Here is a 16482-nt window from a genome sequence, read left to right as displayed (position 1 = left end):
CCAGGACAACCCGTGAACACCGCGCGTACGTGAGCTACGCGCTCACGAGGGTGAGCTCGGCGATCTCGGGCGCGGGCCCCAGGCGCAGCGGTGGGCCCCAGTAGCCGGTGCCGCGGTGGGTGTAGACGCGCACCCCGGCGATGGTGGCCAGGCCCTGGATGACGGGCTGCTGCAACTTCACGAAGAACATGAAGGGGAAGAGCTGTCCGCCGTGGGTGTGCCCGGAGAGCTGGAGGTCCACGCCCAGGTCCCGGGCCAGCATCGCGGCACGAGGCTGATGCGCCAGCAACAACCGGGGAACGCCCGCCGGAGCGCCCGCGAGCGCCACGTCCGGCCGGCACGCATGGGACGGATCCATCCGCCCGCCCTCGAGGTCCGTCACGCCCGCCACCGTCAGGCGCGAGCCCCCGCGCTCCACCACCCGGTGGGCGTTGTCGAGCACGGTGAGGCCCAGCCGGGCCACCTCGGCGGACCAGGCGGCGCCCCCGTGGTAGTACTCGTGGTTGCCGGTGACGTAATAGACGCCGAGCGGCGCACGCAGGCCGGCGAGCGGGGCCACCTCGTCGCGCAGCCGCGAGACGCCGCCATCCACCAGGTCTCCCGTCACCGCCACCACGTCGGGCTGGAGCGCGTTCACCTGATCCACCACCCGCTGCATGAAGCGCCGGTCCAGCGTGGGGCCGATGTGGATGTCGGAGATCTGCACCACCTTCATGCCGGACAGTCCCGCGCCCAGCCCCTTCACCGGCACCGTCACCCGCTCCACGCGCGCCGGGGAGCGGGCGGTGCGGAAGGCGAACAGCGTCGCGGGCACCACCACGCCCACCACCGCCAGGGCCTTGTTCTGGGCCAGCAGGGGCACCGGGCCCACGAGCCCCCACACCCAGCCCACCCCGTCCGCCACCACCGTGGCCGTCAGCAGCAGACCGAAAACACCCATCCACAGCATGCCGCCCCAATGCAGCGCCTGCTCCTTCCACGAGTGCTTCATCCGCGTGGAGGCCATGGCCGCCGGAATGGACAGGAAGCCGAGCCAGAGCACCGACCAGCCGAGCCCCGCCCACGGCTGCGCGAGTCCGGGGTCCGACACGAGCCTCACCCCGAGGTAGTAGTGCAGCGCGGCCACCAGCCCCACCATCATGGTCAACAGGAGGAGGCCCCGGAGGATGAGACCCACGGGCACCTGTCCCGAGGGACCGCTGGACCGTGGCCCGGCGTGTGGACGGCTGGACGGAGAAGACACCTCCACGGACATGGCTCCTTCGCCGGAGGGTGCCCGGCGGCTCGGTCTCGCTGGAGGATAACGGCCATGTCCCGGGCTCGCCCGGCAACCGGGCGGACGCCCGCCGTGCCGTCCTGGCGGAGCCCGCCATCCCCGCCTCCCCACGAGCGGGCGGCCAAGGGGTCCGGCACACGGAGGTGCCCCCGTTCCTATCTTCCCGGCATGAATTCCTTGTACACCCAGGGAATCGGCCGAGCGCTCGGGATGATCGCCCTGCTCGCGGTGGGGGCGGCGGACGCTCAGGGCGGCAAGCAGTACCTCTACCTGCGCACCCCGAACGCGGCCATCACGGCCCGCGTGACGGGCGACAGCGTCTCCGGCCCCGACCTCCAGCTCTCGCGCGATGGAAAGACGCTGCGCGGGAGGGCCTTTGGCCAGACGGTGTTCCTCGGCCTCAACGGCCAGGAGCTGGGCGGCACCGTGGGCCGGGAGCTGACGCGGATGAGCTTCGAGGACGACAACGGCGTCACCCGCGCGCGGGGCTCCTTCTACGGCCGGCTCTCGGAGCTGAACCTCAGCAAGGAGGAGCTCACCGGGACGGTGGGCCCGTGCAGCTACGAGCTGAAGGCGACGAAGGATGGGAGCTACGTGGGCTCGCGCAGCTGTGGAGGCGCGCCGGAGCGGCCCGTCATCCTCGACATTCCTCCCGCGCTCGCGAAGCAGGGCACCGGGATGACGCTGGCCACGCTCGGGCTCATCCTCGGCGTGCCTTGAGCGGCTCGGCTGGACTTCGCTCTGGGGGCTCCGGGGCGTGGGCGCGGAGGAAGGTGTCCAGGTGGTCCGCCAGGAAGCGCTCCACGTCCAGCGGACGGCAACGCGAACCCGCCAGTTGAACCTGGTGCAGCAGGCCGAGCACCACCGGGCACACCAACTCCAGCGCGGCGTGGCGCACGTCGCAGCGGCGCAGCTCTCCCTCCGCGATGTGACGGGACAGCCGGGCCTCGGTGGCCTGCAGCGTGGGCTCCAGCAACTCCTGCACGTACACGGGCCCCAGCTTCTCGTGGCCCAGGCTCGCGGTGAGGCCGAAGGCGTGCACCGCCCCCACGCCCATGCGCCAGCCGATGAGGAGTTGCTGGAGGAACCACTGGAGCGACTCGCGCACCGGGCCGTGGAACTCCGTGGCGGTGGCGTGCAGGTGGGGCAGGCCACGCTGGTGCATGTCCGTCATCACCTCCGCCAGCAGCGCTTCGCGAGAGCCGAAGTAATGGCGCAGCGTGGCCACGCTCACCCCGGCCACCTCGGCCAGCTCGCGGAAGCTCGCCTGCGCCCCGTCACTGGCGAGCAGGCGCTCCCGGACCGCCTGCAGCAGGCGCTCGCGCTCCTTCTCGTAGTCGGCGTTGCGGCTCCCCTTCACCCGGGCCATGCCCTCTGAATAACCCGCATGGGGTAGGAAATCCACCTCCTCCCAGGCCTGAGCCACCCCTCCACCGCACTTCGACTTGAAATTAAATAAACCAACCTGAATATTCTATCCCGAGAGCGGTACCCGTGGGAGGACTTCATGTTGGACGGTTTCGCCGACGAGGGTTTCACGGACGTCTGGACGCCGGTGGCGATGGCGAAGGAGGTGGGCAAGGCGCCCTACGCGTTGACGCTGGCGGGTGAGCGCCTCGTGCTCTTCCGGGACGCCCAGGGCCGGGTGTCGGCGCTGCATGATCAATGTCCGCACCGCGGGGTGAAGCTGTCGCTGGGGAAGGTGGGCAAGGACGGGTGCCTGGAGTGCCCCTTCCACGGATGGCGCTTCGCCTCGAGCGGGGCGTGCACGCACATTCCGCTCAACCCCATGCCCGAGGAGAAGCGCCGGCGCTTCGCCGCCACGACCTTCCCGGTGCAGGAGCGCGGAGGCCTCATCTGGGTCTACACGCGCCCGGGAGCGGAGGCACCGGAGGAGCTGTCCGTGCCCTCCGTGATGGAGCAGCCGGGCGTGCACGTGTGGCACTACGCCGAGACGTGGAACGCGCACTGGACGCGGGCGATGGAGAACATGCTGGACTCGCCGCACCTGCCCTTCGTGCACCGGCGCACCATCGGAGGAGCGCTGGCGCGGAGGATGAAGCCGGACTCGAAGATGGAGATGGAGGTGCACCCCACGCCCACGGGATTCCGCTCCTCGTGGACCCTGGATGGAGTGGCCTCGGACGCATACCTGGACTGGCTGCGGCCCAACGGCATGTCGCTGAGGGTTCCCATCCCCCAGCGGCTCATGAACCTGTTCATGTGGTGCGTGCCGGTGGATGAGAACCACACGCGGATGATGCTGGTGAGCACGCGCGACTTCCTGAAGTTCCAGCCGCTCGCGGCCCTGCTGGACCGCTTCAACAAGCGCATCCTGCGGGAGGACCAGGCGGTGGTGGAGTCGAGCTACCCGGTCGAATCGCCGCCGGCCTCCGAGGAGCGCAGCGTGGCGACGGACCGGGCCACGCTGGCGTTCCGCCGCTGGTACCTGGAGCGCAAGAAGCGGGGTCCGAGCGAGGCCACTCCCCTCACCGAGGCCCCGACACTCGCGAGCTGAGTGCTATGCTCCCGGCCACCGGGGAGGAAGCGTGGCCAGGTCTGAAGAGCGCGAGCTGAGGGATCTGCTCGAGACGACGCAGACGGAGGTGAAACGCCTCAAGGCCGAGCTGGCCGCACGCGAGAAGGCAGCCCCCGTGGCGCCACCGCGCGACGAGAAGCAGGAAGCGGCGGAGCTCCAGGCCCTGCGGACACAGGTGCAGTCGTTGGAGAAGGAGAACACCGCCCTCCGCTCCGCGCGCGCGGAGGTGGACCAGCAGCTCGCCACGCGCACGGCCGAACTGAGCGAGTCCCGGCGGGAAGCCTCCCTGGCACGTGACGAGGTGAAGCAGCTGAAGAAGCAGCTGGAGGTCTCGAGTCAGGCGCTGACGAAGGCCAAGGCGAAGCGCGGCTCCCGCTCGTCCTCCGGCAAACGCTCGTTGGTGGAGCGGCTCCGTGAGCTCTTCGGTGGCACGAAGCCCACGGAGGAGCTCGAGGCCGCGCGCAAGGAGATCGCCCGGCTGAACCAGCAGCTCAGCCTGGCGCAGTTCAAGCGGCGGGGACGCTGACGGGCCTCAGGAGCGCTCGGGCTCGCGCTCCAAGGCGTCCCTGTTCTGGGGCGCGAAGAAGCGCTCGCGCAGGAGCCTCGGGAGGGCGCGCTTGTCCACGCACAGGAGCTGGAGCGCGTCGTTCCACTCGCCGAGCAGGGCGATGGCGCGCACATCGGAAGCGTCACGGTAGAGGCTGTTGAGGTTGTGCACGAGCGCCCAGAGGTCCTCCACCTCCCAGCGCTCGGACGTCTCTCCGGCGAGGACGTGGAGCTCGAGGCGCGGGCGCTCGCGGACATCGACGACCTTGAAGCGCTTCGCGGCGCCGCCCATGGCCATGGTGAGAGGACCCACGAGCTCATCGGGCCGCACGCCGAACGCCACGGTGAGGCCGCCCTCGAGCAGCCCGGCGTCGCACAGGCGCAGCAGGGAGACATGGGGAGGCTCGGCGGGGTTGAGGACCTCCCGCGCCGCATCCCGGTCCTTGAGGAGGCGCGAGCGTTCGAGCGAGTCGAGGAGGGAGGCCATGGGACCGCGAGGGTGCCACGGCGTCTCCCCCAGGCTCAACCTTCCTCGCCGGTCCAGTAGCTGACCTGGGAATTCAGGGGCAGGTAGGCCTCCAGGGTGCGCGCGGCCTTGTGGCCCCCGGGAGCGGCCCCGGCGAGCACGCCCACCTTCTTCGAGTCCGGGTACACGATGACGTCGGGCTCGAGCATGGTGGAGAAGGCGAGGTAACGCAGGGGCGAGCCGCTCTCGTTGATGAGCTGGTGCGCGCAGGAGGGCCCGGCGGGGAGCGCGACGTAGTCACCGGCCTTCAGGGGCACGGTCTCTTCGCCGAGCCGCAGCGTGCCGGAGCCCTCGAGGATGAAGAGGGCCTCCTCGTTGGCGAGGTGGTAGTGGCGAGGCCAGGACTGCTTGCCGGGAGGGAGCTCGAAGAGGCTGCAACCGAGCTTCTGTCCCTGGGCGGCGGCGCCGAGCTGCTTGCGGCGCATGGCGATGCGGAGACCGCGGGTGCTCTCGGACCAGGGGAGGTCCTGCGCGTTGACGACGTGGGGATGAGCCATGACGAACTCCGAGAAACCCCCTCTCCCTCGGGGAGAGGGTTGGGGTGAGGGTCTACGGACGGGTGGAGATCAGAGCGAAGACGCGGTGGGGAACGGCGAGGGGCTCCGCGGGAAAACGCTCGGCGAGGAGCGAGGCGAGCGCGGCATCGAAGAGGGCGACCTGCTCCGGAGCGAGCGACGCACCAATCTTGGCGCTGGCCCGCACACGCCCGCGCCAGGCCTCATGGGTATAGGGAACGGCGACGTCGAAGGAGAAGCTCTCGAGGCCGATGAAGCCCGCGCCAGCGGCGTCCTTGAACCAGGCGGGATAGAGGCCGGTGCCGTGGCCGAACTGGACGTAGGGCTGGATGGGACCGGGGTTGAACGCGTGGATGAGGTTCTCGGTGGCCTCGATGATGTTGCCGGGCAGGGGGACCCAGTCGAAGTGGGCGATGACGAGCCGGCCACCGGGGACGAGCAGCCGGGCGGCCTCGCGGGCGGCGGCGGCGCGGTCGAACCAGTGCCAGCATTGACCGGCGATGACGAGGTCCGCCGAGGCATCGGGCAGGCCGGTGTTCTCCGCGGGGGCGAGGCGCCAGTCGATGGAGAGCCGCTCATGGGCGGCGAGCTGGCGGGCCCCCTCGAGCATGGAGGCGGAGATGTCCAGGGCGGTGACCTGGCAGCCGTTGCGGGCGAGCCCCCGGGCCACGGTGCCGGTACCGGTGCCCAGGTCCACGGCGCGCAGCCCGGGACGGAGGACCTCCTCGCGGACGAGCCGCTGGAAGAAACGCTCCGGGAATCCCGCCCGGTGCTTCACGTAGTCATTCGCCGTCCGTCCGAAGTCGACCTGCATGGTGACCCGCTCCTTCCATCTCGACTCGACGCGCCATCGAGTCGAGTCGACAATGCACGCCGGGAGGAATGACGAATGGTTAAAGCGCGAGGGCCCGGGGCTCAATCTCGATTCGACAGTCGAGATGAAGAGCTGGTGCCGGCGGCGGAGGCGGCGGAGCTGCTGGGGGTGAAGCGGGCGACGCTCTACACGTACGTGAGCCGGGGCCTGGTGCGGTGCGTGCCGGAGCCGGGGACGAAGGAGAACCGGTACGTCCGGGCGGATCTCGAGCGGCTGAAGGCACGGCACGATGCACGGGCGGGACACGCGGCGGTGGCGGCGGGAGCGCTGCGCTGGGGCGAGCCCGTCATCGACTCGGCGGTGTCACGGGTGGGAACGGAGGGACTGGCGTACCGGGGGTACCCGGCGGTGCGGCTCGCGGTGGAGGGGCGGAGCTTCGAGGACGTGGCGGAGCTGCTCTGGACGGGCACCCTGCCGGCCCAGCCGGCGCGGTGGCCCTCGCCGGAGCTGCCCGTGCAGCCCTCGGCGGTGGCGGAGCTGGTGCCGAAGCGCTCGCCTCCGTTGGCGGTGCTGCTGGCGGTGGTGCCGCTGCTGGGGGCCTGGGACGATGTGCGCTTCGCGGCCCCGGCGGAGCAGGAGCGGCTGCGGGGACGCCGGCTGTTGCGGCATCTGGCGGCCTGGGTGTGTGCGGCGCACGCGCCGACGCGGGTGGCCCGGGCGCTGAAGGAGGAGACGGTGGCTGCCTCGCTGGCGGTGGCGTGGGGAGCGACGGCGAAGCGGGCGCCGGAGATGCTGAACCGGGCGCTGGTGCTGTGCGCGGACCACGAGCTGAACGTGTCCACCTTCGCGGCACGGGTGACGGCGTCTTCGGGAGCGGACCTGTACGCCTGCATGAGCGCGGCGCTGGCGGCGCTCTCGGGGCCGAAGCACGGAGGCGCATGCGACCGCATCGAGGCGCTGCTGCAGGAGGTGGGAAGGCCGGAGCGGGCTCGCACGGTGGTGCACGAGCGGCTGCGGCGGGGCGAGTCGGTACCGGGATTCGGACACCAGTTGTACCCGGAGGGAGACCCCCGCACACCGCCACTGTTGGAAGCGGCGTATGCCTTCCGTCCGGAGACGGTGGGAGTCCGGGTGCTGCGCACGGTGGAGGAGACGATGCGGGAGGCGGGCCACCCGGCGCCGACAGTGGACTTCGGCCTGGTGGCGCTGGCCTCGGCGCTGGAGCTGCCAGCGGGAGCGGCGGCGGCGCTGTTCGCTGTGGGGCGAGCGGCGGGCTGGGTGGCGCACGTGCTGGAGCAACGCGAGCAGGGACACGTGCTGCGCCCGAGGGCCCGCTACGTGGGAGCGCCTGTCACCGCGCCCTGACCCGAGCTCATCACGACCCATCCGCCGTCTCCTGGCGCACGCCGCATGACAATGCGCTGGACTCCGCTCCCTCCACGCCGTACCCGAGCACCCATGAGCCCCTTCGCCCGCCTCCAACTGCTGCTCCTGCTCGGCAACGTCGCCTTCATCGGCGCCTGGGCCGTGGCCGTCTCCCGTCCTCCGGGCTGGAAGTGGATCGGCGCCACCCTGCTCGCCTGCTTCGTCGCCATCCGCGTGGGCGGCATGTGGGTGCGCGCCCGGAAGTTCCCCGACGAGGGCCGCTCCCGCCGCGCCGCCATCTTCTCCACCGCCGTCGCCGCACTCGCCGTCGCCCTGTGGCTCTACACCGCGCTCCGCGGGCCGGCTTAACGCTCCGTCCCCCGCAAAGCACAGAGGGTGCCGGGACCTCCTTCGGTCCACTGGCACCCTCTCGACGACCCTCACCCCGTCCCTCTCCCAGAGGGAGAGGGGTGGTTACACGTTGAAGCGGAAGTGCATGCAGTCACCGTCCTGCACCACGTACTCCTTGCCTTCCACGCGCAGCAGGCCCTTCTCCTTCACCGCCGCCTCGCTGCCGAGCTTGAGCAGGTCTTCCCACCTCATCACCTCGGCCTTGATGAAGCCGCGCTCGAAGTCCGAGTGGATGACGCCCGCCGCCTGCGGCGCCTTGTCACCCTTGTGGATCGTCCACGCCCGGCACTCCTGCTCGCCCACCGTGAAGTACGTCTGCAGGCCCAGCAGCTTGTAGCCCTCGCGCACCACCTTGTGCAGGCCCGGCTCCGTCAGCCCCGCACTCTCCAGGAAGCCCGGACGCTCCTCCTCGGGCAGCTGCTGGATCTCCGACTCCATCGCCGCGGCCAGCACCACCACCCCCGCGCCCTCCTTCGCCGCCATCTCCCGCACCCGCTGCACCATCGGGTCCGAGTCTTCCTTCCCAATCTGCTTCTCGCTGATGTTCGCCACGTACAGCACCGGCTTGTCCGTCAGCAGGAAAAGGTCGCGCAGCAGCGCCCGCTCCTCGGACGTCAGCTTCTGCGCGCGAACGGTGATGGCCGAGTCCAACCCCGCCTTCACCTTGTCCAGCAGCGCCAGCTCCGCCTTCGCCTCGTCGCCCGCCTTGCCGCCCATCTTGGCGTTCTTCTGCGAGCGCTCGCGGCGCTTCTCCACCGTCTCCATGTCCTTGAGGCAGAGCTCGGTGTCCACCACGTCCCGGTCCCGCACCGGCTCCACGCCACCCTCCACGTGGGTGACGTTGTCGTCCACGAAGCAGCGCAGCACGTGCAGCACCGCGTCCACCTGGCGGATGTTGCCGAGGAACTGGTTGCCCAGTCCCTCGCCCTTCGAGGCGCCGCGCACCAGGCCTGCGATGTCCACGAACTCGAGCGAGGTGGGAATCTTCTTCAGGGGCTTCACCAGCGCGGCCAGCTTGTCCAGCCGCTCGTCCGGCACCGGCACCACGCCCACGTTGGGCTCGATGGTGCAGAACGGGTAGTTGGCCGCCTGGGCCCCCGCTGCCGAGAGTGCGTTGAACAGGGTGGACTTGCCTACGTTGGGCAGACCGACGATGCCGATGGAAAGCGCCATATTGGATTCCTGAACAGCGGTGCGCGGACCCGGAAATCCGGTGGGTTACGCCCGGCCCTGCTTGACCGGCAGGCCCTGCACGAACTGCTCGGCCAGGGCGCGGTGCTTGGTGTCGTCCAGGCGCTCGTTGAGCAGCTTGCTGGCCACTTCCATGGACAGGTCCACCGCCATGGCCTTCACCTCGGCGATGGCCTTGGACTTCTGCTCTTCAATCTCACGCTGCGCGGACGCCTTGAACTCCTCGGCCTCCTTGCGGCTCTTGGCCATCAGCTCCTCGCGGAACTTCTCCACCTCCTGCTGGTTGCGGCGGAGCATCTCCTGCGCGTCGCGGCGGGCCTCGGCGATGGCCGTCTTCTGCTCGGCGAGCAGCTTCTCGGCCTCGGCGCGCTCACGCTTGGCGGCCTCGATGGAGCTGGCGATCTGCTTCTCGCGCTCCTCGACCAGCGACAGGATGGGGCCCCACGCCTTCGCCCGCAGGACGACGGCGACGGTGATGAAGGTGACGAGGGTCCAGAAGATGAGGCCCGGGCGGACCTCCACGAAGCTGCTGGCGGCGAGAACGTTGGGCAGGAGCATGGCGGCCTTCGGCGGTACGGCGGCAGGGGGGACTGCGGGAATTCTCTACATGATGCAAGGGCCGGCGCCCCCCGTCTGTAGCGGGCGCCGGACCCCGGGTCCTACTCGACTGCCAGAACCTGGATCAGGTCTTGACGGCGAGCAGAACGCACACGACCAGCGCGAACAGCGTGGCGCCTTCGATGAGGGCGGCGGCGATGATCATGGTGGTGCGGATGTCACCGCCGGCGGCCGGCTGGCGGCCCGTGGCGTCCATGGCGGCGGCGGCCAGACGGCCGATGCCCAGGGCGGCGCCGATGATGGAGAGGCCGGCACCGAGGCCGGCGGCGAGGAAGGCGAGAGCGACGTTGGTCATGGGAGTGCTTCTTCTTTCTTCGGAGGGGGACCCGCTTGTGGGGGGGTCGTGACTGCCCTTTGGGACGACCTCCGGCGACCTTTCGAATCGCCGGGTACTCACCGGGGCCCCGGACTCCAGGGCCCCGCTAACTTGGGAAGGACCTCAGGAGCCCAGCACGTGGGCCTTGCCGTGGTCGTGGCTGTGCGCGCCCTCGCCATGGCCGTGCTCCTCGGCGTGCTCGTGGCCGTGGTGGCCCATGGCCACGCTCATGCCGATGAAGAGCGCCGAGAGCATGGTGAAGACGTAGGCCTGCACGAAGGCCACGAAGAGCTCCAGCAGGTAGATGCCCATGGCGAAGGGCACGCTCACCAGCGCCACCGCCGGGTGGCCGAGCATGAAGATGAGGCCCAGCAGGAAGAAGATGACGATGTGGCCCGCCAGCATGTTGGCGAAGAGACGGACCGTGAGGGCGAAGGGCTTGGTGAACAGGCCGAGGATCTCCACCGGAACCATGATGATCCACAGCCCCCAGTGGACGCCGCCAGTCAGGTGGGCCAGGTAGCCGCCCAGGCCCGCGGAGCGGATGCCCGCCACCTGCGTCAGCACGAAGGTGCACACCGCCAGGGCGAGCGTGACGGCCAGGTTGCCGGTGGCCGTGGCCATCCAGGGGAACAGGCCCAGCAGGTTCATGAAGAGGATGAAGAAGAAGGCCGTCAGCAGGTAGGGCGTGTAGCGCGGGCCCTCCTCCTTGCCGATGTTCTTGATGGCCAGCTCGTCGCGCACGAAGAGCACGAGCATCTCGAAGAGGTTGGCGCCCGTGCCCCGGGGCACCAGCTTCGTCTTGTCGCGGTTGCTCCAGATGAGCAGCGAGCCGATGAGCAGCACCGCCGCCAGCCACATCATCACCGTGTGCTTGGTGATGGAGAGATCCAGGCAGCCCGCGCCCAGGCTGGGGACGGCCTCGCCGTGGTCCGTCATCTGCTTCTCACACGCCCCGGCCTTCAGGGGGATGAGGATCTCCGGCAGATGGATGGGGATGTGGTTGTGGCTGAGGGGAACCTCGATCTCCAGCTCCCGCGAGTCGGAGACGTGGTGGAGGATGTAACCCGCCACATCCTCGCTTTCCTTCTCCTGGTGCGAATCGGCGCCGGCGGCGTACGCCGCACCCGCCGCCATCAGCCCGACGAGAAGAATCATTGCCTTGCGCATCACTCGTCTCCGCCCGCCGCGTCCTTGGACGCGGCCATCACGTAGCTCACTTCAATCCACTGCAGCGCGAAGTAGGTCCCGAAGAACCCCGCCACGAACGCCACCGGATTCAGCCCCGACTCCACCGTCCACAACAGCCCCGCCACCACGCCCACGGCCCGAAGTCCGAACATCACCCCTACCGCCTTCAGCGCTTCCTTCAAGTCCTTGCGCACCGCCCGCCGCTTGAGCACCAGGGCCACCACCCCCGTCGCCGCCGCCAACGCCACCCCGATGAAGGCCGACTGCCTGGCCTCCGGCGCCTTCGGGAGGAAGGCCGCCACCACCAGCCCCGTCACCGCCACTCCCATCGCCAGTCCGGCGTGCTTCCGGAAGACCTTGTCCGCCTCGTGCTCGCTCACCGCTTGCGCTTCCCCAACCGTGCCATCTCGTGAAGGAATCCGTAGAAGCCCACGGAGATGCCCACCAGACTCAGCCCCACCAGCAGCCAGGGCGTTGTTCCCAGCTTCTTGTCCAGGAAATACCCACCCAGCACGCCCACCACCGCCCCGCCCACCAGCTTCCACACCGCCGAGATGTACGGCTCCGCCGCCCGCATCTGCCGGGCCGTCTCGCCCAGCTCGCTTCCGTCCGTGTCCTTCCGGGGCTCCTGTTCCGCCATCGCCACAACCCCCGGGAAAACCACGGGTTTGCCTTCCGACCACCCCGCCGTTCCTACACGCGGGCGCCGCTTAGCATTGAAGGTGCGCGGCGCGCAACCGCCACGCTCCCGGAGTGCTCCAATCTAGAAGGGGGCGGAATGCCTAGGGCAAGCCGAAGTCCGGGTGGAAGTCGAACCGGAAGCTCCCGGTCGACGCGGCCGGCTGGATGATCACCTCGATGCGCTTCACCTGGCGCAACACCCCCGGAATATCCGAGGAGCTGTTGGCCCCCACCACCCAGCCCGACGTGCTCGTGGGCGGCAGGGGGATGTTCTCCCGGATGGCCTCGGTCCCGGTCGAATCGAGGATCGCCGGGGAGGGCACCAGCCGCAGGAAGCCGCCCGGCCCGCACAGCAGCACGATGGGTTGCCCATGGTCCGACCAGCGGCTCAACCCTCCATCCCTGTTCGTCCCGGTGCCCGCGTCGCTGGCGACATCGGCGAAGAGCTTGAGTGTGGTCAAGGAGCGCGAAAGGTCCCACGTCCCGCCATCACGCTCCGCCCAGAAGACGTGGGAGGTGGAGCCGGAGCCCGTCCACACGTCCCCGGAGACGACGTCCGCCGGGGTGGTATTGGGCAGGGTGCTGCCCTTGAGGCAGTCGCCCATCACCCCCTGGAGGGCCGAGCCCAGGTGCCGGGCCCCGAAGACGACCGAGGGGTCCCCGGCGAAGCGGATGGGCCCGCCACAGTCCGGCTTCTCGTCCGTGGTGCCGTCGCAGTCGTCGTCCTTCGCGTTGCACGTGTCGAGCGAGGGAGTCTTGACCTGGCTGCAGACGTCCACGCCGCCGTCACAGGCCCTGGCGCCCTCGGTGCACACCCCGAGCTTGCCGGAGACGGTGCACGCCTGACCAATCTGGGCGGTGTCGTCCGTCTTGCCGTTGCAGTCATCGTCCAGGCCGTTGCAGACCTCGAAGGCCCCTGGATAGGAGGTGCCGCTGTCCGGGACGCAGTCGTTGCGGTTGTCCACCCAGCCCACCGGCCGCTGGCAGAACGCGCCCGGGCGCGCGGGGTCTCCAAAGCCGTCGTTGTCCTCGTCGAGGTAGTAGAGCCCGCCGTCGAGCCCCTCGTCGGCGACGCCATCGCAGCTGTTGTCGTAGCCGTCGCACTGCTCGGGGGCCCCCGGGAAGAAGAGTCGGCCGCCCGCGGTGGGGTTGTCGTTGCAGTCGTCACCGTTGGTGGCCGTCGGCAGCGACTGGGGTGGGACGCAGCGGTAGAGGGGCCTGGTGAGGTTGCCGAAACCGTCCTCGTCCAGGTCCTCGTAATAGGTCTGGGGCGTGCCGCCGTCCAGGCAGGAGCCTCCGTCCGCGCCCCCGTCCAGCACCCGGCCGATGCAGATGGGGTCCTCCCGCTCGCGGCAGCACACGCCATCGTCGCAGACGAAGCCCCCATCACCGCACTCCGCGTCCTCCTTGCAGGAGTAGTAGTCGCGCACCTCGGGCACCTCGTAGCAGGCGATGGCCAGCACCACACAGGCCCCCAGGGTGAGGAGGGAGGAACGGACGAGACGGTCGATGGGGAGCATGGGCTCTACTCGGACTGGGAAGAGACGAGGTCGAAGACGAAGAGGCCGGCGCCCACCGCGATGAGGCCCGCGCCCGCGCCGAGCAGCACGTTGCCCGTGCGCGCATAGCGGCCCGCCCGCTCATAGACGGGGCTCGCCTCGGGGAAGGAAGTGCAGGTGCGGGGGTACCCCGCGCAGGGATCCACCCCACGCAGCGCCCCCCGGGACAGCCCGCCCGCCACCAGCGAGCCCGCCACCGCGAGCGCGCCCACGCTGAAGGTGACATAGGAGGCCGTGCGCAGCCCCTTGCCTCGCGGCGCCCGGGACTCGCCCGGCTGGGGCACGAAGTCCGGCCGGGACTCCAGGCGCAGGAGCACACCCTCGGCAATCCGCTCACGGGTGAGGGACGCCTCGCCCGAGGGCAGCAACAAGTCCACCTCGTGCGGCCCCGCCGTCAGCGCCACCACCTCGCCCGGCTCGGTCATCCGCCCGTCCACGCGCAGCCGGGCCGACCCCGGCGCCACCACGCCGCCCCAGCCCTTGCGCGCGAAGGCCGGCACCAGCCCCGCCATCACCGGCCGCAGTTCCTTCGCCAGCGCCGCCGGTGGGACGGACGCCACCGCGCGCCGCGCGATGCTGCCTCGCACCGTGTCCACCCAGGCCACGTCCACGTCCAGCGTACCCTGGCGCTTCGGCGTCACGCCCACCACCAGGACGTGCTCCGTCTTCACCTCCGCCGCCACCGCGCGCAGGCACGCGTCCTGCGCACCACAACGCCCCGGCAGCACCCCCTCCGGAACCTGGGTGACGTCGAGGCCCGTCAACTCCCGGGCGACGTCCTCCGTCAGGCCGAGCACGCGCTGGGACTCGGCCGCGCCGAGCGCGCCCCCATGCAGCAGCCGCACGGCGAGCCGCTCCGCCGCGGCCGAGGGCAGGGAGACGAGGAGGAACAGGAGGAGGGTCCGCTTCACGGCGCGCCACTGTAGCGCAGGTGACCCGGGGGTCCCACCCGCTGTCGAAAGGGCTTGAATTTCGATATCCATCTAAATAGATATTCATCGAAACATGGCTCCCTCCTCCCGCGGCCCCTTCGAGGCACTCGCAGACCCCAACCGCCGCGCCATCCTCCGGCTGCTGCGCCAGGGCTCGCTCACCGCGGGCGAGGTCGCCGCCGCCTTCGAGCTGACCCGCCCCACCCTCTCCCACCACTTCAAGGTGCTCGAATCCGCCGGGCTGGTGCGCTCGGAGAAGCGCGGCACCCACGTCGTCTACACGCTGCAGAGCAATGTCCTCGAGGATCTGGCCTCGGAGCTGCTGGAGCTGACCGCCTCGGTGAAGGCCGCCACCCGGCGAAAGGGCAAGGCATGAGACCGCCCCGCTTCAATCACACGGACATGGCCAGCCTCGGCCTCGTCGTCTTCGGGCTGGGGCTCTCCGCCCTCCTCTACCCCCGCCTGCCCGAGCTCGTTCCCGTGCACTACAACCTGGAGGGCGTGCCCGACGGGTGGATTCCCCGCACCCGGGGCGCCTTCCTCCTGCCCCTGCTCGCCCTCGTGAGCTGGGTGCTGCTGCGCCCCGGCGCCGCCCTGCTCCCGGCCCGCCCTCGCGCCGCGCTCGCCCGCTCCCCCATGGACGCGGTGGCCCTGCGCAACGTGGCCCTGTTCACCGCCCTGCACCTCATCATGCTGTACATGGCCCTCGGCCGCGCCGAGACCGCCGGCACACCGCTCGCGCTCGTGTGTGGTGTCTTCTGGATCCTCTCCGGCCAGCTCATCCCCCGGCTCCGCCGCAACCCCTTCGCCGGTTTCCGCAACCCCTGGGCCCTGCGCTCGGACGAGGTGTGGCACCGCACCCAGCGCTTCGGCGGCTACAGCCTGACGTTCGGCGGGCTCGCCACCCTGGCCCTCGCACCCTTCTCCACCCCCGCCGCCCTCGGGGCCCTCGTCGTGTCCGGCGCCGCGCCGGCTCTCTACTCCTTCCTCCTCTCCGCCTCGCCCGTGCGCGAGCGCTGACGGCTCGGAGCCCACGCCATGCCTTCCTCCTCCCGGCTCGATACGCGCGGTGTCGCCGCTTACGTGGCCATCGCCTACGGATTCTCCTGGCTGTGTGTCCTCGGCTTCGTGCTGGGTTTCGGCACCGCGCCGGAGAAGTCACCCGGCATGTTCAAGGCCATCGCCGCCCTGTCCATGTTCGGCCCCACCGTGGCCACCCTCCTCGTGAGCCGTTGGGTGTCCCCCCTGCCCTCGCTCAAGCGGGACACGGGGCTGGGGCTCGGCCAGCACCGGTGGCGCTTCTTCCTGCTGGCGTGGCTGGGCACTCCCGTGGTGGTGCTCGGGGCCCTGCTCCTCTCCGCCCTCGTCTACCCCCAGGCGATGGACCTCGCCGGGCTCTCCAGCGTGCGCGCCCTGATTGCCCAACTGCCTCCCGCGGCCGTGGAGAAGCTCGGGAAGCTCGCCGAGCCCCATGTCTTCCTCGCCCTCCAGGTGGTGCAGGGCGCGCTGCTGGGACCCCTGCTCAACGTGCCCTTCATCTTCGGCGAGGAGTGGGGCTGGCGCGGCTACCTGCTCCCCCGGCTGCTGCCACTCGGCCAGTGGCGCGCGCTCGTGCTCAGCGGCGTCATCTGGGGGCTGTGGCACGCCCCCCTCATCCTGCTGGGCCACAACTACCCCCAGCACCCCGTGCTCGGCATCCTCCTCTTCACCGTGGTCAGCGTGCTGCTCGGCATCCTCCTCGGCTGGATGCGGCTGGCCACCGGCAGCATCTGGTCCGCGGTGATCGCCCATGGCTCCCTCAATGCGGTGGGCCCTGTCGTCATGATGCTCGGCCACGCGGGCTCGCCGCCCGACACCGCCCTGGTGGGCATCACGGGATGGCCCGGGTGGCTGCTGCTCGCCGCGCTCGTCGGCGTGCTGGTGCTCACCCGGCAGCTCCCGGTGCGCCCGCCCGATGAAACCCGGGACATGCCCGGCGACGCCCACGCCTCCCGGGCGTAGG

The 16482-nt window shown here is 70.4% G+C and carries 21 protein-coding genes; 8 read left to right on the top strand and 13 right to left on the bottom strand.

Annotation, left to right across the window (positions count from 1 at the left end):
* Nucleotides 1-34: 34 nt before the first annotated feature.
* Entirely contained in the window at nt 35-1177 is a 1143-nt protein-coding gene (locus tag BO221_RS08420; RefSeq protein ID WP_369864543.1) for a metallophosphoesterase, read from the bottom strand.
* A 267-nt stretch (nt 1178-1444) separates the two neighbouring features.
* Here BO221_RS08420 and BO221_RS08415 point away from each other — a divergent pair, with 267 nt between their 5' ends.
* A complete protein-coding gene (locus BO221_RS08415; protein WP_083680856.1) occupies nt 1445-1996 on the top strand; it encodes a hypothetical protein in 552 nt (183 codons plus the stop codon).
* Here the strand turns inward: BO221_RS08415 and BO221_RS55365 are convergent.
* Nucleotides 1977-2645: a TetR/AcrR family transcriptional regulator gene (locus BO221_RS55365; protein WP_083680855.1), complete on the bottom strand. Its 669-nt coding sequence runs from the start codon at nt 2643-2645 to the stop codon at nt 1977-1979. The genes BO221_RS08415 and BO221_RS55365 overlap by 20 nt on opposite strands.
* 138 nt (nt 2646-2783) lie before the next feature.
* Here BO221_RS55365 and BO221_RS08405 point away from each other — a divergent pair, with 138 nt between their 5' ends.
* Together BO221_RS08405 and BO221_RS08400 are read left to right on the top strand one after the other, a co-directional pair.
* Nucleotides 2784-3794 (top strand): aromatic ring-hydroxylating dioxygenase subunit alpha, encoded by a 1011-nt coding sequence (locus tag BO221_RS08405; RefSeq protein ID WP_073559868.1) that lies wholly within the window; start codon nt 2784-2786, stop codon nt 3792-3794.
* Between the two features lie 31 nt (nt 3795-3825).
* Entirely contained in the window at nt 3826-4341 is a 516-nt protein-coding gene (locus BO221_RS08400; protein ID WP_073559867.1) for a hypothetical protein, read from the top strand.
* Nucleotides 4342-4347: 6 nt separating this feature from the next.
* Here BO221_RS08400 and BO221_RS08395 read toward each other — a convergent pair whose 3' ends face one another.
* The 3 genes from BO221_RS08395 to BO221_RS08385 are packed head-to-tail and all read right to left on the bottom strand — an operon-like array spanning nt 4348 to nt 6216.
* On the bottom strand, nt 4348-4848 hold the full coding sequence (locus BO221_RS08395) for a hypothetical protein (RefSeq protein ID WP_073559866.1): 501 nt from the start codon (nt 4846-4848) through the stop codon (nt 4348-4350).
* A gap of 35 nt (nt 4849-4883) precedes the next feature.
* Nucleotides 4884-5384, bottom strand: coding sequence for a cupin domain-containing protein (locus BO221_RS08390; protein WP_073559865.1), 501 nt, complete (start codon nt 5382-5384; stop codon nt 4884-4886).
* A gap of 52 nt (nt 5385-5436) precedes the next feature.
* Nucleotides 5437-6216 (bottom strand): class I SAM-dependent methyltransferase, encoded by a 780-nt coding sequence (locus BO221_RS08385; protein ID WP_073559864.1) that lies wholly within the window; start codon nt 6214-6216, stop codon nt 5437-5439.
* 75 nt (nt 6217-6291) lie between these two features.
* Here BO221_RS08385 and BO221_RS08380 point away from each other — a divergent pair, with 75 nt between their 5' ends.
* Both BO221_RS08380 and BO221_RS08375 read left to right on the top strand, forming a co-directional pair.
* On the top strand, nt 6292-7581 hold the full coding sequence (locus tag BO221_RS08380; protein WP_073559863.1) for a citrate synthase: 1290 nt from the start codon (nt 6292-6294) through the stop codon (nt 7579-7581).
* Between the two features lie 93 nt (nt 7582-7674).
* Nucleotides 7675-7950 (top strand): hypothetical protein, encoded by a 276-nt coding sequence (locus BO221_RS08375; RefSeq protein WP_073559862.1) that lies wholly within the window; start codon nt 7675-7677, stop codon nt 7948-7950.
* A 105-nt stretch (nt 7951-8055) separates the two neighbouring features.
* Here the strand turns inward: BO221_RS08375 and ychF are convergent, their stop codons facing one another.
* The 8 genes from ychF to BO221_RS08335 all read right to left on the bottom strand — a co-directional run bounded on the left by ychF (nt 8056) and on the right by BO221_RS08335 (nt 14459).
* Nucleotides 8056-9165, bottom strand: a complete 1110-nt coding sequence (gene ychF, locus BO221_RS08370) for a redox-regulated ATPase YchF (RefSeq protein WP_073559861.1) — start codon at nt 9163-9165, stop codon at nt 8056-8058.
* Nucleotides 9166-9210: 45 nt separating this feature from the next.
* Nucleotides 9211-9741 (bottom strand): F0F1 ATP synthase subunit B, encoded by a 531-nt coding sequence (atpF, locus tag BO221_RS08365; RefSeq protein ID WP_073559860.1) that lies wholly within the window; start codon nt 9739-9741, stop codon nt 9211-9213.
* A 124-nt stretch (nt 9742-9865) separates the two neighbouring features.
* Nucleotides 9866-10096: an ATP synthase F0 subunit C gene (locus BO221_RS08360; protein WP_073559859.1), complete on the bottom strand. Its 231-nt coding sequence runs from the start codon at nt 10094-10096 to the stop codon at nt 9866-9868.
* A 144-nt stretch (nt 10097-10240) separates the two neighbouring features.
* Nucleotides 10241-11287 carry a F0F1 ATP synthase subunit A gene (gene atpB, locus BO221_RS08355; protein ID WP_073559858.1) on the bottom strand — a complete coding sequence of 349 codons (1047 nt, stop codon included), beginning with the start codon at nt 11285-11287 and terminating at the stop codon, nt 10241-10243.
* Nucleotides 11287-11637: a hypothetical protein gene (locus tag BO221_RS08350; protein ID WP_073560269.1), complete on the bottom strand. Its 351-nt coding sequence runs from the start codon at nt 11635-11637 to the stop codon at nt 11287-11289. Before BO221_RS08350 ends, atpB begins: the two co-directional genes overlap by 1 nt.
* 47 nt (nt 11638-11684) lie before the next feature.
* Nucleotides 11685-11948, bottom strand: a complete 264-nt coding sequence (locus tag BO221_RS08345; RefSeq protein ID WP_073559857.1) for an AtpZ/AtpI family protein — start codon at nt 11946-11948, stop codon at nt 11685-11687.
* 142 nt (nt 11949-12090) lie between these two features.
* On the bottom strand, nt 12091-13509 hold the full coding sequence (locus BO221_RS08340; RefSeq protein ID WP_073559856.1) for a putative metal-binding motif-containing protein: 1419 nt from the start codon (nt 13507-13509) through the stop codon (nt 12091-12093).
* Nucleotides 13510-13514: 5 nt separating this feature from the next.
* On the bottom strand, nt 13515-14459 hold the full coding sequence (locus BO221_RS08335; protein WP_073559855.1) for a hypothetical protein: 945 nt from the start codon (nt 14457-14459) through the stop codon (nt 13515-13517).
* Between the two features lie 94 nt (nt 14460-14553).
* Between BO221_RS08335 and BO221_RS08330 the strand changes: the two genes are divergently transcribed.
* From BO221_RS08330 to BO221_RS08320, 3 genes are read left to right on the top strand one after another with little or no spacing between them, the layout of a single operon-like run.
* Complete coding sequence (locus tag BO221_RS08330) at nt 14554-14856, top strand: metalloregulator ArsR/SmtB family transcription factor (protein WP_073559854.1); 303 nt, start codon at nt 14554-14556, stop codon at nt 14854-14856.
* Nucleotides 14853-15500, top strand: coding sequence for an SdpI family protein (locus BO221_RS08325; RefSeq protein ID WP_083680854.1), 648 nt, complete (start codon nt 14853-14855; stop codon nt 15498-15500). The genes BO221_RS08330 and BO221_RS08325 overlap by 4 nt, the downstream gene beginning before the upstream one ends.
* 18 nt (nt 15501-15518) lie before the next feature.
* Nucleotides 15519-16481 carry a CPBP family intramembrane glutamic endopeptidase gene (locus tag BO221_RS08320; RefSeq protein WP_073559852.1) on the top strand — a complete coding sequence of 321 codons (963 nt, stop codon included), beginning with the start codon at nt 15519-15521 and terminating at the stop codon, nt 16479-16481.
* Nucleotide 16482 lies beyond the last annotated feature (1 nt).

Source organism: Archangium sp. Cb G35, from assembly GCF_001896145.1.
GTDB classification, from domain to species: domain Bacteria; phylum Myxococcota; class Myxococcia; order Myxococcales; family Myxococcaceae; genus Archangium; species Archangium violaceum.
Note: the sequence above shows the minus strand (reverse complement) of the source record. Positions and strands in the feature narration are given on the sequence as shown.

Excerpts from the sequence above, each read along its gene's own strand:
- BO221_RS08350 (WP_073560269.1), bottom strand. The coding sequence starts at position 11,637 with ATGGGAGTGGCGGTGACGGGGCTGGTGGTGGCGGCCTTCCTCCCGAAG.
- BO221_RS08385 (WP_073559864.1), bottom strand. The coding sequence starts at position 6,216 with ATGCAGGTCGACTTCGGACGGACGGCGAATGACTACGTGAAGCACCGG.
- BO221_RS08415 (WP_083680856.1), top strand. The coding sequence starts at position 1,445 with ATGAATTCCTTGTACACCCAGGGAATCGGCCGAGCGCTCGGGATGATC.
- BO221_RS08405 (WP_073559868.1), top strand. The coding sequence starts at position 2,784 with ATGTTGGACGGTTTCGCCGACGAGGGTTTCACGGACGTCTGGACGCCG.
- BO221_RS08340 (WP_073559856.1), bottom strand. The coding sequence starts at position 13,509 with ATGCTCCCCATCGACCGTCTCGTCCGTTCCTCCCTCCTCACCCTGGGG.
- BO221_RS08360 (WP_073559859.1), bottom strand. The coding sequence starts at position 10,096 with ATGACCAACGTCGCTCTCGCCTTCCTCGCCGCCGGCCTCGGTGCCGGC.
- BO221_RS08395 (WP_073559866.1), bottom strand. The coding sequence starts at position 4,848 with ATGGCCTCCCTCCTCGACTCGCTCGAACGCTCGCGCCTCCTCAAGGAC.
- BO221_RS08375 (WP_073559862.1), top strand. The coding sequence starts at position 7,675 with ATGAGCCCCTTCGCCCGCCTCCAACTGCTGCTCCTGCTCGGCAACGTC.
- BO221_RS08380 (WP_073559863.1), top strand. The coding sequence starts at position 6,292 with ATGGTTAAAGCGCGAGGGCCCGGGGCTCAATCTCGATTCGACAGTCGA.
- BO221_RS55365 (WP_083680855.1), bottom strand. The coding sequence starts at position 2,645 with ATGGCCCGGGTGAAGGGGAGCCGCAACGCCGACTACGAGAAGGAGCGC.
- BO221_RS08390 (WP_073559865.1), bottom strand. The coding sequence starts at position 5,384 with ATGGCTCATCCCCACGTCGTCAACGCGCAGGACCTCCCCTGGTCCGAG.
- BO221_RS08325 (WP_083680854.1), top strand. The coding sequence starts at position 14,853 with ATGAGACCGCCCCGCTTCAATCACACGGACATGGCCAGCCTCGGCCTC.
- atpB (WP_073559858.1), bottom strand. The coding sequence starts at position 11,287 with ATGCGCAAGGCAATGATTCTTCTCGTCGGGCTGATGGCGGCGGGTGCG.
- BO221_RS08345 (WP_073559857.1), bottom strand. The coding sequence starts at position 11,948 with ATGGCGGAACAGGAGCCCCGGAAGGACACGGACGGAAGCGAGCTGGGC.
- BO221_RS08320 (WP_073559852.1), top strand. The coding sequence starts at position 15,519 with ATGCCTTCCTCCTCCCGGCTCGATACGCGCGGTGTCGCCGCTTACGTG.
- ychF (WP_073559861.1), bottom strand. The coding sequence starts at position 9,165 with ATGGCGCTTTCCATCGGCATCGTCGGTCTGCCCAACGTAGGCAAGTCC.
- BO221_RS08330 (WP_073559854.1), top strand. The coding sequence starts at position 14,554 with ATGGCTCCCTCCTCCCGCGGCCCCTTCGAGGCACTCGCAGACCCCAAC.
- atpF (WP_073559860.1), bottom strand. The coding sequence starts at position 9,741 with ATGCTCCTGCCCAACGTTCTCGCCGCCAGCAGCTTCGTGGAGGTCCGC.